Genomic DNA, 13,656 nt, shown 5'->3' on the forward strand with positions numbered 1-13,656 from the left:
CGCGCGCGGCGGCTGTGGGCCGACCCGAGGAGATCGTCACCATGTTGGGCCAGCGTATCGTTACCGCCATCGTCCTGCTCGCCGTCCTGGCGGCCGCGATGATGAGCGCCAATCCCTGGTGGTTCGTGGCGCTGCTGGCGCTGGCGGCTGCCTGCGCCAATTGGGAGTGGCTGCGCCTGACGCTGCCGCAACCGCCGTCGCCCGTGATCGCCGCGGGCATTCCCGTGCTGTTGTTCGCGGCCATGCTGGCCCTGGCGTCGGCTTGGCTGTCGGGCCAGCGCGAGGGCATCGCGGATCCGTCCTGGATCCTGCGCTACGCCGCGCCGCTGGTCGCCGTGGTCTGGCTGTTCGGCGCCACCGCCGCGGTGGTGCGTGGCCGTTCCGATGCCGCGCCGGCGAGCCTGGCGTGGTCGCTGTTTTCGGTGCCCGCCGCGTTCACCGCCTGGGCGGTGTTGGCGCAGATGTTCATGGCGCGCGGCGCCGCCTTCGTGGTGTCGCTGCTGGCCCTGGTGTGGGTCGCCGATATCGCCGCCTATTTCGCCGGCCGCGCGTTCGGCAAGCGTAAACTGGCGCCGCGGGTCAGCCCCGGCAAGACGGTGGCCGGCGCGGTCGCCGGGGTGCTGGGCGCGGTCATCTGGATCGGCCTGTCGAGCCTGTGGGACGGCACCTTCGGCCACGCGCTGGTGGCGCACTGGTCGTTCTGGCTGGCGCTGCCGATCGCCGCGCTGCTGGGCGTGTTGTCCATCATCGGCGACCTGTTCGAGTCGTTGCTCAAGCGCCGCGCGGGCCGCAAGGATTCCAGCGCGCTGCTGCCGGGCCACGGCGGAGTCTATGACCGTATCGACGCGATCCTGCCGGTCGCGCCGCTGGCGCTAATCTTGTCTGGAGTGTTGTTTTGACGGCTTTTCAACGCGTCGTGGTGCTGGGATCGACCGGCTCGATTGGCGAGAGCACGCTGGACGTGATCGCGCGCCATCCGGACCGCCTGGCGGTGTATGCCCTGTCCGCCTACAGCCGCATGGAGCGGCTGGCCGAGCAGGCGCTGGCCAGTCGCGCCGCGGTGGTGGTGGTGCCCGACGCCAAGGCGCGTGACACGTTCGTGGCGGCCTGGCCGGCCGGCCAGGCCGCGCCGGAGATCCGGGTCGGCGCGCAGGCCTTGGCCGACACGGCGGCCGATGCGCAGTGCGACGCCGTCATGGCGGCCATCGTCGGCGCCGCCGGCCTGCCCGCGGCCCTGGCGGCGGCGCGCGCCGGCAAGCGGGTCTTGCTGGCCAACAAGGAAGCCCTGGTCGCCGCCGGCTCCCTGTTCATGCAGGCAATTCGCGACAACGGCGCCGAATTGCTGCCTATCGACAGCGAACACAATGCGATTTTCCAATGCCTGCCGCATGGCGGCCGGGCCGGGGCGCCCGATGCGCCGGCGCCGGGCGTGCGCCGGCTGCTGCTGACCGCCTCCGGCGGTCCGTTCCGCGGCCGCGACCTGGAAGACCTGCACGAGGTGACGCCGGCCCAGGCCTGCGCCCACCCGAACTGGAGCATGGGCCGCAAGATCTCGGTCGATTCCGCCACCATGCTGAACAAGGGCCTGGAGGTGATCGAGGCGCACTGGCTGTTCGCCATGCCGGCCGACCGCATCGAGGTCGTGGTGCATCCGCAGAGCGTGATCCACTCCATGGTCGAGTACGACGACGGATCGATCCTGGCGCAGCTGGGCCAGCCCGACATGCGCACGCCGATCTCCTACGGCCTGGGCTTTCCCGAACGCCTGGACAGCGGCGTGGGGCCGTTGGACCTGACCCGCCTGGGCCGGCTCGACTTCGAAAAGCCGGACCTGGCGCGATTCCCGTGCCTGGCGCTGGCGTTCGCGGCGCTGCGGGCCGGGCAGGGCGCCTGCATCGCCCTGAACGCGGCCAACGAGGTGGCGGTGGAAGCCTTCCTGGCGGGCCGCCTGGGGTATACCTGGATACCGCGGGTTATCGAGGCGACCCTGGAGTGGCAGGGGGGGCAATCATCTGTTACGCTCAACAGTCTTGACGATGTGCTGGCGCTGGATGCCGCCGCGCGCGTTTACGCCGGCAATCTCGGCCTGGCGTGATGGCGCACGGATCGTTCCCGGACCGTGCACCGTTCATCCCTTGCGTTGATTCCTTGATTTCCTGACCCCGATGCTTTTCACCCTGCTGGCCTTTGCCGTCGCGCTTGGCTCCCTGATCATTTTCCATGAGTTGGGGCACTATTGGGTGGCGCGGCTGTGCGGCGTCAAGGTGCTGCGCTTCTCCGTCGGCTTCGGCAAGGTGGTCCTGCGCCGCACCGACCGTCATGGCACCGAATGGGCCCTGTCGGCCTTGCCCCTGGGCGGCTACGTCAAGATGCAGGACGATGCCCCGGTCGGCGCCAGTCCGGCCGAAGCGGCGGGCGCCTTCAACAACAAATCCGTCGGCAAGCGCATCGCCATCGTTGCCGCCGGTCCCATTTTCAATCTCATCCTCGCGGTCTTCCTGTATGCCGGCCTGAACATGGCGGGCACCGAAGAGCCGGTGGCCGTCATCGCCCAGCCCGCTGCCGATACGCCCGCCGCGCGCGCCGGGTTGGCCGCGGGCGACCGCATCCTGGCCATCGACGGCCAGGAAGTCGCGTCGTGGTCGGACGCCCGCTGGCGCCTGATGGACGTGATGGCCACGGGCGGCCGCACCCGGATCGAAGTCGGCACGCCCGGCGGCGGCTCGCAAGAGCGCGAAGTGACCCTGCCGGCCAACGCCATGGACCCGGCCGGCGGCGATCCGCTGCTGGCCGCCGGCATCCGCCTGGCCCAACCCAAGCCGGCCGTGCGCGTCGTCAACGACGGCGGCGAAGGGCAGGCGGCCGGCTTGCGCCAGGGCGACCTGATCCTGGCCGTTGATGGCCACCCCACGCCGGATACCGGCGCGCTGGTCAAGCAGATCCAGGAAAGCGCGGGCAAGACGCTGGCCCTGACGCTGGCGCGCGACGGCGCCCAGATTTCCCTGAACGTCACGCCGCGCGCCGAAACGGTCAATGGCCAGGTCATCGGCCGGCTCGGCGTCCAGCTGGGCGGCGACGTGCCCATGGTGACGGTGCGCTACGGCGTCTTCGACAGCCTATGGCGCGGCGCCGTCCGCACCTGGGACACCGCCCTGTTTTCGCTGCGCATGATGGGCCGCATGGTCACGGGCGACGTTTCCTGGCGCAACGTCAGCGGCCCGGTCACGATCGCCGATTATGCGGGCCAGACCGCCCGGATCGGCATTGTTGCGTATATCGCCTATATCGCGTTGATCAGTATCAGCCTGGGCGTACTAAATTTGCTTCCCATTCCTATGCTGGATGGTGGCCATCTGCTGTACTATCTCGTCGAAATTGTGCGGGGCAGTCCGCCGCCCGCACGGTGGATCGATATCGGACAGCGCGCAGGCATTGGTTTATTGGCAAGCCTGATGGGGCTTGCGTTGTTCAATGATTTCACGCGCTTGTTCACTTAAGCGCCAATTAGCATAAAATCCCCCGCCATTTGCACGACCGAGGATACTCAAGGATGTCTTTTCGCCGGATGTTTCATCACAAAAAGGGTGTACTGCCGGGCATAGTGCCGAGTCTGATCGCCGCATTGCTGCTGCCAGGCATGGCTCACGCCTTCGACCCTTTTGTCGTGCGGGATATCCGCGTAGAGGGGATCCAGCGAACCGACGCCGGCACCGTCTTCGGTTATCTGCCCGTCAAGGTCGGTGAGAAATTCACCGAGGAAGAGGCCACCGAGGCCGTGCGCCGCCTGTACGGCACGGGGTTTTTCACCGACGTGCAGATCCAGACCGACAATAATGTCGTGGTCGTGGTGGTTCAGGAACGTCCGACGATTGCATCCGTGAATTTCAACGGCATGCGCGAATTCGATTCCAAGGCCATCACCAAGTCGCTGGGGCAGGTGGGTTTCGCCGAGGGCCGCATTTTCGACCGCTCGATGCTCGAGCGCGCCGAATACGAACTCAAGCAGCAGTATCTGTCCAAGGGCAAGTACGGCGTCGAGGTCACCTCCACCGTCACGCCGCTGCCGCGCAACCGCGTCGGCGTGAGCTTCGACGTGTTCGAAGGCTCGGTCGCCCGCATCCAGGAAATCCGCTTCGTCGGCAACAAGGCCTTCTCTGAAAGCGACCTGCTCGACGAATTCAAGCTGACCACGCCGGGTTGGCTGACCTGGTACACCGATACCGACAAGTACTCGCGTGAAAAGCTCGAGGGCGACCTCGAACGCCTGCGTTCGTTCTACCTGGACCGCGGCTACCTCGAATTCACGGTCGAGCCGCCCCAGGTCACGATCTCGCCCGACCGCAAGGACATCCGCATCACCATCACGGTCCACGAAGGCGAGCCGTACAAGGTGCGCAGCGTCAAGCTGGCCGGCAACCTGATCGGCCTGGACAAGGAAATCAACAACCTCGTCAAGATCAAGCCGGACGAGACCTTCTCGGCGGCCAAGGCCAACGACTCGGCCAAGGCGATCACCGACTACCTGGGTGAACTGGGCTACGCGTTCGCCAACGTCAACCCGAACCCGCAGCTGGACCGCGCCAAGCACGAGGCCGACCTGACGTTCTACGTCGATCCGAGCCGCCGTGTGTACGTGCGCCGCATCCAGATCGGCGGCAACACCCGCACGCGCGACGAAGTCGTGCGCCGCGAAATGCGCCAGCAGGAAGCCGCCTGGTACGACGCCAAGGACATCAAGACCTCGCGCGACCGCGTCGATCGCCTGGGCTATTTCAGCGACGTCAACGTCAAGACCGATCCGGTGCCGGGCTCGCCCGACCAGGTCGACGTCAACGTCGACGTGAAGGAAAAGCCCACCGGCATGATCAACCTGGGCGTGGGTTACGGTTCGTCTGAAAAAGCGATCCTGTCCGCGGGTATCAGCGAAGACAACGTGTTCGGCAGCGGCACCAACCTGACGCTGCAGTTGAACACCAGCAAGACCAACCGCGCGATCGTGCTGTCGCACACCGACCCGTACTGGACCAAGGACGGCATCAGCCGCACCACGTCCGCGTACTACCGCGTGACCGAGCCCTGGAACAACAACGACGGCGACTACCGCGTCAAGTCCATGGGCCTGGGCATGAACTTCGGCGTGCCGATCTCCGAATACGACCGGATCTTCCTGGGCGCCAACCTCGAGCGCAACCAGATCGACCTGTTCTCGAATTCGCCGCTGGCCTACCGCAAGTTCGTCGACCAGTACGGCGACTCGACCAACTCGGTGATCTTCACCGCCGGCTGGTCCAACGACACCCGCGACAGCGCCCTGGCGCCGACCAAGGGTTCGTACACCCGCTTGAAGAGCGACTTCTCGACGGTCGACCTGAAGTACTACATGCTCACCGGCCAGCAGCAGTACTTCATCCCGCTGGGCAACTCGTACACCCTGGCGCTGAACGGCATGGTCGACTGGGGCCAGAGCTACGGCGGCAAGGATTACCCGATCATCAAGGACGTGTACGCCGGCGGTATCGGCACGGTGCGCGGCTACGAAGGTTCGTCGCTGGGTCCGCGCGACTCGGTCACGGGCGACTACCTGGGCGGTTCGCGCCGCATCGTGGCGAACGCCCAGCTGTACCTGCCGTTCCCGGGCGCGTCCAAGGACCGCACGCTGCGCTGGTTCATCTTCAGCGACGCGGGCCAGGTGGGCGCCGGCAGCGGCCTGTCTTGCACCAACGGCAAGCCGGGCAGCGAGGTCGACGATCCGTGCGGCTGGCGCTTCTCGGCCGGTATCGGCCTGTCGTGGCAGTCGCCGATGGGCCCGCTGCAACTGTCGTACGCGCGTCCGCTCAATGCCAAGGCGGGCGACGACAAGCAGAGCTTCCAGTTCCAGATCGGGACCGGGTTCTAAGCACTGGCGTTACGCTTGAAAACAAGGGAGGGGCCCCCTGGTCCGGCTCCCTTGCCGTTTAGTGGCACAATACATACTTTGGCTTTGCCTTACTGGAAGGTGAGATTTTCATGATGTCTGACTTCGCACTTAAATCATCGAATTCGCCGCGCGTTAATCGCCGTGGCAAGTTGGGCGGCTCCATTGCCCTGGTGGGTGCGCTCATTCTCGGTTCCGTCGCGGCGGTACCCGCTCAGGCTCAAAACACCAAGATCGGCTTCGTCAATACCGAGCGGATCCTGCGTGAGTCCGGCCCGGCCAAGACGGCGCAAAGCAAGATCGAAGCCGAATTCAAGAAGCGTGACGACGAACTGCAGCGCCTGAACACCAGCCTGCGTTCGCAAGCCGAAAAGTTCGACAAGGACGCGCCCGTGCTGTCCGAGTCCGACCGCGTCAAGCGCCAGCGCGAGCTGTCGAACCTGGATACCGACCTGCAGCGCAAGCGCCGCGAATTCCAGGAAGACTTCAACCGCCGCCGCAACGAAGAGTTTTCCAGCATCGTGACGAAGGCCAACGAGGCCATCAAGCGCATCGCTGAACAGGAAAACTACGACCTGATCATCCAGGACGCCGTCACGGTCAACCCGCGCATCGACATCACCGACAAGGTGATCCAGAGCCTGGGCAAGTAAGCTGCAGTCGCCGTATGCCGGTTCTACTGGATCTTGCCCGCGCGCCCACGCTCGAAGCGCTGTTGAGCGCCGCCAATACCCAGGGCATGGACTGGCGCATCAGCGCGCCCGCCGGCGCAGACCCCTTGCGGGTCTGCGGCATCGGCACCCTGGCTTCGGCCAGCGGCCAGGAAATCAGTTTCCTGGCCAACCCCAAGTACCAGAGCCAGCTCGCCGCCACCCAGGCGGGGGCGGTGATCGTCTCGGCCGACGTGGCCGAGGCGCTGGAAGCCGCCGGCGCCGACCGGCCGCGCTTCACGCTGGTTGTCTGCAAGCATCCCTATCTGCTGTACGCCCGCGTGGCGCAGTGGTTCGACGCCGCCCGGCGTCCGGCCCAGCCTGCGTCCACGCATCCCTCGGCCGTGGTCGCGCCTGACGCGCACATCGAGGAAGACGTGCGTATCGGTCCGAATTGCGTGATCGAATCGGGTGCGCGCATCGGCCGCGGCAGCGTGCTGGGCGCCAGCTGTGTCATCGGCGCCGGATCCTCGATCGGCCCGGACAGCCGCCTGCATGCGCACGTCACGCTGTACGAAGGCGTGAAGATCGGCGCGCGCGCCATCATCCACAGCGGCGCGGTGCTTGGCGCCGACGGCTTCGGTTTCGCGCCGGATCCGTCGCTGGGCAAGGGCGCCTGGGGCAAGATTCCCCAGCTGGGCGGGGTGTCGGTGGGCGACGACGTCGAAATCGGGGCCAATACGACCATCGACCGCGGCGCGCTCGAAGACACCGTGGTGGGCAACGGCGTCAAGCTCGACAACCAGATCATGGTGGCCCACAACTGCCGTATCGGCGCCTACACCGCGATCGCGGCATGCGTCGGCGTGGCGGGGTCCACCAGCATTGGCGAGCGCTGCACCATCGGCGGCGCGGCCATGCTGTCGGGGCACCTGACGTTGGCTGACGACGTACATATTTCGGGCGGCACCGCGGTGACGTCCAACATTTCCAAGCCTGGCCGCTATACCGGGGTGTACCCGTATGCGGAACATGGCGAATGGCAGCGCAACGCCGCCGTGATACAACAGTTGGCGCAATTGCGCCGCCGCTTGCGGACGCTGGAAAAAGACTAGGGCGCCGCCATGCCGCCCTGGCGCTTGCGGCGCCGACAGATTTAATTCATTACGCAGGAATTCACAGAAAAATGGAACTCGACATCAAGGGGATCATGGAGAGGCTGCCGCATCGTTACCCGATGCTGCTGATTGATCGTGTCGTCGAAATGGTGCCCGGTAAATCCATCGTCGCCATCAAGAACGTCTCGATCAATGAACCGTTTTTCAACGGCCACTTTCCCCACCATCCGGTGATGCCGGGCGTGCTCATCGTGGAAGCGATGGCCCAGGCTTCGGCGTTGTTCTCGTTCACCGACGAGAACGGCGGCCTGAAGTGCGAAGGCGCCAAGACGGCCTATTACCTGGTCGGCATCGATGGCGCGCGTTTCCGCCGTCCGGTGGTGCCGGGCGACCAGTTGCGCATCGAGGTCGAAGCCGAGCGCCTGAGCCGCAGCATCTGTAAATACCAAGCGCGCGCCACCGTCGACGGACAGGAAGTGGCGTCGGCCAAGCTCATGTGCGCGATCCGTAGCCTGGAAGAGTAAATGGCAGGGAACATCCATCCTACCGCCGTCGTCGATCCGGCGGCGAAAATCGACCCCAGCGTGGTCATCGGCGCGTTCTGCGTCGTGGGACCCGATGTGACGATCGGCGCCGGCACCGAGCTCGGCCCGTATTGCATGGTCGATGGCGTGACCACCATCGGGCGCGACAACCGGTTCTACCGGTACTGCTCGATCGGCGGCATGCCGCAGGACAAGAAGTACAACGGCGAGCCGACCCGCCTGGTGATCGGCGACCGCAACACGGTGCGCGAATTCGTCACGCTGAACACCGGCACGGTGCAGGATGGCGGCGCCACGACGCTGGGCGACGACAACTGGATCATGGCCTACGTGCACGTGGCGCATGATTGCCATGTCGGCAGCCACACCATCCTGGCCAACTCGGTGCAGCTGGGCGGCCACGTCCACGTCGGCGACTGGGCCATCGTGGGCGGCCTGACCGGCGTGCACCAGTTCTCGCGCATCGGCGCCCACAGCATGACGGGCGGCAACAGCTCGTTGATGCAGGACACGCCGCCGTTCGTGCTGGCCGCGGGCAACCCGTGCCGTCCGGTCGGCGTCAACGTCGAGGGCCTGAAGCGCCGCGGTTTCACGCCGGCCCAGGTGTCGGCGCTGCGCGACGCCTACAAGATCATCTACCGCCGCGGCCTGTCGCTGGACGACGCGCGCGCCGAACTGCGCGCCCGCCAGCAGGCCGAACCCGAAGTCGCCGAGCACCTGCAGACGCTGCTGGATTTCCTCGACGTCTCGTCCCGCGGCATCATCCGTCCATGAACATGCGGATCGGCATGGTGGCCGGCGAGCCTTCGGGCGATCTGCTGGCCGGCCGCATCATTGCCGGTCTGCAGCAGCGCGCCCCGGGCGTGCTGTGCGAAGGCATTGGCGGCCCGCAGATGCAGGCGCGCGATTTCGACACCTGGCACCCGATGCATGCGCTGACGGTGTTCGGCTATGTCGATGCGCTCAAGCGCCTGCCCAGCCTGCTGCGCACCTATCGCGACGTCTCGCGCCGCTGGCTGGCCGAGCCGCCGTCGGTGTTCGTCGGCATCGATGCGCCGGACTTCAACCTGCGCCTGGAGCACCAGTTGCGCCAGGCCGGCACGCCGACCGTCCATTTCGTCGGCCCCTCGATCTGGGCCTGGCGCTACGACCGCATCCACAAGATCCGCGAATCGGTGTCGCACATGCTGGTGCTGTTCCCGTTCGAGGAAGAGATCTACCGCAAGGAAGGCATTCCGGTGACCTATGTCGGCCACCCGCTGGCCGGCGCCGTGCCGATGCAGCCGGATCGCGCCGCCGCGCGCGCGCGGCTCGGCATCGACCAGGATGCGCGCGTGCTGGCGATCCTGCCGGGTAGCCGTTCGTCCGAGATTCGTCTGCTGGCGCCGCGCTTCCTGCAAGCCGCGCAAATGCTGCAGAAGCGCGATCCGGCGCTGCAATGCGTGGTGCCGATGGTCAACGACCAGCGCCGCGCAGAATTCCAGGCGATCCTCACCAAATACCCGGTGCCGGGGCTGCGCTGCGTCACCGCGCAGGACCTGCATGGCGCCGATGGCGATCGCCAGGCCCCGGTGGCGTGGTCGGTGATGGAAGCCAGCACCGCGGTGCTGGTGGCCAGTGGCACCGCCACCCTGGAAACCGCGCTGTACAAGCGGCCCATGGTGATTTCCTACGTGCTGTCGCCGCTGATGCGCCGCATCATGGCCTGGAAGTCCGGGCAGGAACGGCCCTATCTGCCGTGGGTGGGGCTGCCCAACGTGCTGTTGCGCGACTTCGCGGTGCCCGAGCTGCTGCAGGACGACGCCACGCCGGAGAAGCTGGCCGAGGCCACCTGGACGGCGTTGACCGACGAAGCCCTGGCGGCGCGCATCGAGGCGCGCTTCACGGCCCTGCACCAGGAACTTCTGCGCGACACGCCGGCGCTCGCCGCCCAGGCGATCCTGGAGGTGGCCGGTGGAGCAGCCTGACCTGTTTGCCGCGCCGGCGCAGCCGGCCCTGGTGACGGCCGGCGTCGACGAAGCCGGCCGCGGTCCGCTGGCGGGCGCCGTGTACGCGGCCGCCGTGATCCTGAATCCGGCCCGGACCATCGATGGCCTGGCCGATTCCAAGGTGCTGAAGGCCGCCACGCGCGAGGCGCTGGCGCTCGAGATCCAGGCGCATGCGCTGGCCTGGTGCGTGGCCAGCGCCAGCGTGGCCGAGATCGACAGCCTGAACATCCTGCGCGCCACCTTGCTGGCGATGCGCCGCGCCGTCGAGGGCCTGTCGATGGCGCCCCAGTTGGCGCTGGTGGACGGCAACCAGGCGCCCAAGCTGGGGTGCACGGTGCAGACGGTGATCAAGGGCGACGCCCTGGTGCCGGCCATCTCCGCCGCGTCGATCCTGGCCAAGACCGCGCGCGACGCCGATCTGCTGCGTTTGCATACGCTCTATCCGCAATACGCCTTCGACCAGCACAAGGGCTACGGCACCGCGCTGCACCTGCAGATGCTGCGCGAACACGGCCCCTGCGCCGAGCATCGCCGCAGTTTCGCGCCCATCAAGGCCTTCGGCCTGGTTTCATGAAACACATCAGTTCCCGCGACAATCCCGCGGTCAAGGCGCTCGTCAAGCTGGCGGGCACCGCCGGCAAGCGCGGCGCGCCCGTGCTGCTGGACGGCGTGCATCTGTGCCAGGCGTGGCTGCAGCATCACGGCGCGCCGGACCAGGCCATCTTCGATGTCGACCGCCTGTCGCAGCCCGATATCGCGGCGCTGGCGGCGGCCGTGCCGGATGCCCGCTGCCTGGCGCTGGACGCCCGCCTGATGCAGGCGTTGGCCAGCGTCGAAAGCGGGCAGGGCGTGGCCTTCGTGGTGACGCCGCCGCTGCCGTCCCTGCCCGAGGCGGTGGACGAGAATTGCGTGCTGTTCGACCGCATCCAGGATCCGGGCAATGTCGGCACCTTGCTGCGCACCTGCGCGGCGGCCGGCATCAGGCGCGTGTTCCTGGCCACCGGCACCGCCGCCGCGTGGTCGCCCAAGGTGCTGCGCAGCGGCCAGGGCGCGCATTTCGCGCTGGCGATCCACGAGCACGTGGACCTGCCGGCGCTGCTGCCGTCCCTGGGCGTGCCGCTGGTGGCGACCGCCCTGGAAGGCGCCCAGGACCTGTATGCCGGGCGCCTGCCCGAGCGCTGCGCCTGGGTCTTCGGCCATGAGGGCCAGGGCGTGGCCGCCGAGTTGCTGGCGGCGGCGCGGCTCAAGCTGCGCATTCCCCATGACATGGCCGCGGTGGAGTCGCTCAACGTGGGCGCCGCCGCCGCCATCTGCCTGTTCGAGCAGCGCCGCCAGGCGCTGGCGGCCGGCGCAGGCTGATTCCGTTCCGTCTTCGCCCCCGGCACCCCTAATGGGGGCCGTCCCCGCTTATACTTCCGCGCTGTTCATGGCCAGGGCGTCGCCATCGTCGGCGTCCGGTCACCACAGCCCAGGAGTGCGCATGAAGATCGGGAAGATGCTTGTGATGTCGGCCGCCGCGTTGTTGCTGGCCGGTTGCGCCGGACCGCGCTATGGCGAGATCGCCGCGCAGATCCCGGCCATCGAGGCCGGTAATGGCCGTATCTATGTCTACCAGCCGGCCCAGGCCGATGGCGCCAACGCCGCCGAGCCGGCGATCCTGGTCGACGGCCGCAAGGTTGGCCGGTCCAAGCCGGGCCGCTTCTTCTTCGTCGATCGGCCCGCTGGCCCGCACACGCTGGCCACCGCCCTCTACAAGCGGTCGGCCAGGGAGGCGCTGCCGGTGCCGCTGGAGGCCGGCCAGACCCGCTATGTGCGCGCCGATATCGTCAACGGCGCGCAGGTGCTGCGGCTGGAGGAATCGGCCGAGACGGCCCTGCAGGACATGACCGGCCTGCGTTATTGGGGCGCGGGCTGGCGCGACCGCGAGAAGCTGCGCTACTGACGCGCGCAGGTCCCGCGGTGTCCATGTGCAGCCAGGGGCGCGGCTAAATTCTGTAAAGATATGTCGCGTTTATATATACTCGACGCTTTTGCCATTCGAGGGACTCATGGCGTCATCTCAGGTCAAGGACGGGAAATTGGGCCATGTGGTCCGTGTGTGGCTTGTCGTGGGCGCATGCGCGATCGTGCTGGGCGGCTGCATGGCCGTGAGGTCGGAGCGGGTGTCGCTGGTGCCGGTCGCCGCATCGGACTCTGTCAATACGATCCAGCTGTCGCGGGCGGTGATCGCGACGCTGCCCAACGAGGGGGCGGTGACGTTGCCATCGGGATCGCAATGGCAGCGCGTCGGTGCCATACCTCAGGGTGATGTCTACCGCGCACAGGGGCGCCTGTTCACGATCCAGACGCGCCGGCAGAACGAAGCCTATCCGGTGGCGTCTTCGGGCAAGCTGGTGGGCTTCTACCTGCCTGGCGAGGGGTCCTATATCGCGCTGTCGCGCCCCGTCACCTTGCCGGTGGAGATGCGCCAATGAGCCCGGTGAAAATGGCCGCCGTGATGTTGGCGGCGTTTGCCCTGGTTGGCTGCGCAGGATCCAAATACGAAAAGGCCGCCTCGCGGATCCCGCCGGTCCCGCAGGACAAGGGCCGCATTTATTTCTATCAGCCCCAGCCGGAAATGATGTCGTCTGCACAGCAGAAGCTGCGCGTCAACGACGCGGTGGTCGGCCGCAACAAGCCGGGCGCCTTCTTCTTCGTCGACCGGCCGGCGGGCAGCTACACGGTGACCAACCTGTACTGGACCGGCGACGGGGTGAGCTTCATGTTGGACGCGGGGCAGACGCGCTACGTGCGCATCGTTGCCGAGTCGCTGGGCAGCACCGGCGCGTCGGGCAAGCTGATGATGGAACTGGTCGATCCGCCCGAGATGGCCGAACGCGAAATGCACCGGCTGCGCTATTGGGGCGCGGCTTCGCCCGAACAGGTGCCGGGGCTGTAGCCTCCAACTCGAGAGATGACGATGAATCGCAGGACTGCATTGTCCGCCGCCGTGGCGGTGATGGCCGTGGCGTTGGCGGGCTGTGCCGGGACGCGGTACGAGACTGCTGCCGCGCAGATTCCTCCCATTCCCCAGGGCCAGGGGCGCATCTATTTCTATCAGCTTCACCCGAACCTGGTGACAACGCGGCAGCAGAAGCTGCGCGTCAACGGCGTCGTCGTGGGCCGCAACAAGCAGGGGGGATTCTTTTTCGTCGATCGGCCCGCCGGCAGCTATGTGGTGACCAGCCTGTATTGGACCGACAGCGGCGTGAGCTTCATGTTGGACGCGGGGCAGACCCGCTATGTGCGCGTCGACGTGGCATCCAATGATGGCAAGACGGCGACAGGCAAGGCGGGGTTGACGTTGGTCGATCCTCCGGAGACGGCCGAGTTCGAAATGCGGCGGTTGCGCTATTGGGGCGCGGCCTCGTCGGAGCAGGTGCCAGGCCTGTAATCACAAAA

At 67.0% G+C, this 13,656-nt stretch carries 15 protein-coding genes; all 15 read left to right on the forward strand.

Annotated elements, in window-relative coordinates; all coding sequences use genetic code 11:
* The first annotated feature begins 41 nt into the window (after nt 1-41).
* The 15 genes from AC1HFW_RS05895 to AC1HFW_RS05965 all read left to right on the forward strand — a co-directional run bounded on the left by AC1HFW_RS05895 (nt 42) and on the right by AC1HFW_RS05965 (nt 13,648).
* On the forward strand, nt 42-899 hold the full coding sequence (locus tag AC1HFW_RS05895; protein ID WP_061071507.1) for a phosphatidate cytidylyltransferase: 858 nt from the start codon (nt 42-44) through the stop codon (nt 897-899).
* Nucleotides 896-2,095 carry a 1-deoxy-D-xylulose-5-phosphate reductoisomerase gene (locus AC1HFW_RS05900; RefSeq protein WP_006394499.1) on the forward strand — a complete coding sequence of 400 codons (1,200 nt, stop codon included), beginning with the start codon at nt 896-898 and terminating at the stop codon, nt 2,093-2,095. The genes AC1HFW_RS05895 and AC1HFW_RS05900 overlap by 4 nt, the downstream gene beginning before the upstream one ends.
* A gap of 70 nt (nt 2,096-2,165) precedes the next feature.
* On the forward strand, nt 2,166-3,497 hold the full coding sequence (gene rseP / locus AC1HFW_RS05905) for an RIP metalloprotease RseP (RefSeq protein ID WP_241066966.1): 1,332 nt from the start codon (nt 2,166-2,168) through the stop codon (nt 3,495-3,497).
* 53 nt (nt 3,498-3,550) lie between these two features.
* Entirely contained in the window at nt 3,551-5,896 is a 2,346-nt protein-coding gene (bamA, locus tag AC1HFW_RS05910; RefSeq protein ID WP_116521681.1) for an outer membrane protein assembly factor BamA, read from the forward strand.
* 110 nt (nt 5,897-6,006) lie between these two features.
* On the forward strand, nt 6,007-6,567 hold the full coding sequence (locus AC1HFW_RS05915; RefSeq protein ID WP_035360323.1) for an OmpH/Skp family outer membrane protein: 561 nt from the start codon (nt 6,007-6,009) through the stop codon (nt 6,565-6,567).
* Between the two features lie 14 nt (nt 6,568-6,581).
* Nucleotides 6,582-7,679: a UDP-3-O-(3-hydroxymyristoyl)glucosamine N-acyltransferase gene (gene lpxD, locus AC1HFW_RS05920; RefSeq protein WP_238890728.1), complete on the forward strand. Its 1,098-nt coding sequence runs from the start codon at nt 6,582-6,584 to the stop codon at nt 7,677-7,679.
* A 71-nt stretch (nt 7,680-7,750) separates the two neighbouring features.
* Nucleotides 7,751-8,206 carry a 3-hydroxyacyl-ACP dehydratase FabZ gene (gene fabZ, locus AC1HFW_RS05925; RefSeq protein WP_006385190.1) on the forward strand — a complete coding sequence of 152 codons (456 nt, stop codon included), beginning with the start codon at nt 7,751-7,753 and terminating at the stop codon, nt 8,204-8,206.
* Nucleotides 8,207-9,001 carry an acyl-ACP--UDP-N-acetylglucosamine O-acyltransferase gene (gene lpxA / locus AC1HFW_RS05930; protein ID WP_006394504.1) on the forward strand — a complete coding sequence of 265 codons (795 nt, stop codon included), beginning with the start codon at nt 8,207-8,209 and terminating at the stop codon, nt 8,999-9,001.
* A complete protein-coding gene (gene lpxB / locus AC1HFW_RS05935; protein WP_479282224.1) occupies nt 8,998-10,194 on the forward strand; it encodes a lipid-A-disaccharide synthase in 1,197 nt (398 codons plus the stop codon). Before lpxA ends, lpxB begins: the two co-directional genes overlap by 4 nt.
* Entirely contained in the window at nt 10,181-10,789 is a 609-nt protein-coding gene (gene rnhB, locus AC1HFW_RS05940; RefSeq protein ID WP_006394506.1) for a ribonuclease HII, read from the forward strand. Before lpxB ends, rnhB begins: the two co-directional genes overlap by 14 nt.
* Entirely contained in the window at nt 10,786-11,574 is a 789-nt protein-coding gene (locus tag AC1HFW_RS05945; RefSeq protein ID WP_479282226.1) for a TrmH family RNA methyltransferase, read from the forward strand. Before rnhB ends, AC1HFW_RS05945 begins: the two co-directional genes overlap by 4 nt.
* A gap of 121 nt (nt 11,575-11,695) precedes the next feature.
* On the forward strand, nt 11,696-12,157 hold the full coding sequence (locus AC1HFW_RS05950; protein WP_061071504.1) for a DUF2846 domain-containing protein: 462 nt from the start codon (nt 11,696-11,698) through the stop codon (nt 12,155-12,157).
* A 106-nt stretch (nt 12,158-12,263) separates the two neighbouring features.
* Nucleotides 12,264-12,689 carry a hypothetical protein gene (locus AC1HFW_RS05955; protein WP_479282228.1) on the forward strand — a complete coding sequence of 142 codons (426 nt, stop codon included), beginning with the start codon at nt 12,264-12,266 and terminating at the stop codon, nt 12,687-12,689.
* 23 nt (nt 12,690-12,712) lie between these two features.
* The gene (locus tag AC1HFW_RS05960; protein ID WP_479286466.1) at nt 12,713-13,153 is read left to right on the forward strand and encodes a DUF2846 domain-containing protein; all 441 of its coding nucleotides are present in this window, start codon (nt 12,713-12,715) and stop codon (nt 13,151-13,153) included.
* 21 nt (nt 13,154-13,174) lie between these two features.
* Nucleotides 13,175-13,648 (forward strand): DUF2846 domain-containing protein, encoded by a 474-nt coding sequence (locus AC1HFW_RS05965; protein WP_192579579.1) that lies wholly within the window; start codon nt 13,175-13,177, stop codon nt 13,646-13,648.
* The last annotated feature ends 8 nt before the right edge of the window (nt 13,649-13,656 follow it).

Source organism: Achromobacter sp. ISS7, from assembly GCF_056523125.1.

Excerpts from the sequence above, each read along its gene's own strand:
- AC1HFW_RS05895 (WP_061071507.1), top strand. The coding sequence starts at position 42 with ATGTTGGGCCAGCGTATCGTTACCGCCATCGTCCTGCTCGCCGTCCTG.
- rseP (WP_241066966.1), top strand. The coding sequence starts at position 2,166 with ATGCTTTTCACCCTGCTGGCCTTTGCCGTCGCGCTTGGCTCCCTGATC.
- bamA (WP_116521681.1), top strand. The coding sequence starts at position 3,551 with ATGTCTTTTCGCCGGATGTTTCATCACAAAAAGGGTGTACTGCCGGGC.
- AC1HFW_RS05915 (WP_035360323.1), top strand. The coding sequence starts at position 6,007 with ATGATGTCTGACTTCGCACTTAAATCATCGAATTCGCCGCGCGTTAAT.
- lpxD (WP_238890728.1), top strand. The coding sequence starts at position 6,582 with ATGCCGGTTCTACTGGATCTTGCCCGCGCGCCCACGCTCGAAGCGCTG.
- fabZ (WP_006385190.1), top strand. The coding sequence starts at position 7,751 with ATGGAACTCGACATCAAGGGGATCATGGAGAGGCTGCCGCATCGTTAC.
- lpxA (WP_006394504.1), top strand. The coding sequence starts at position 8,207 with ATGGCAGGGAACATCCATCCTACCGCCGTCGTCGATCCGGCGGCGAAA.
- lpxB (WP_479282224.1), top strand. The coding sequence starts at position 8,998 with ATGAACATGCGGATCGGCATGGTGGCCGGCGAGCCTTCGGGCGATCTG.
- AC1HFW_RS05945 (WP_479282226.1), top strand. The coding sequence starts at position 10,786 with ATGAAACACATCAGTTCCCGCGACAATCCCGCGGTCAAGGCGCTCGTC.
- AC1HFW_RS05950 (WP_061071504.1), top strand. The coding sequence starts at position 11,696 with ATGAAGATCGGGAAGATGCTTGTGATGTCGGCCGCCGCGTTGTTGCTG.
- AC1HFW_RS05955 (WP_479282228.1), top strand. The coding sequence starts at position 12,264 with ATGGCGTCATCTCAGGTCAAGGACGGGAAATTGGGCCATGTGGTCCGT.
- AC1HFW_RS05960 (WP_479286466.1), top strand. The coding sequence starts at position 12,713 with ATGTTGGCGGCGTTTGCCCTGGTTGGCTGCGCAGGATCCAAATACGAA.
- AC1HFW_RS05965 (WP_192579579.1), top strand. The coding sequence starts at position 13,175 with ATGAATCGCAGGACTGCATTGTCCGCCGCCGTGGCGGTGATGGCCGTG.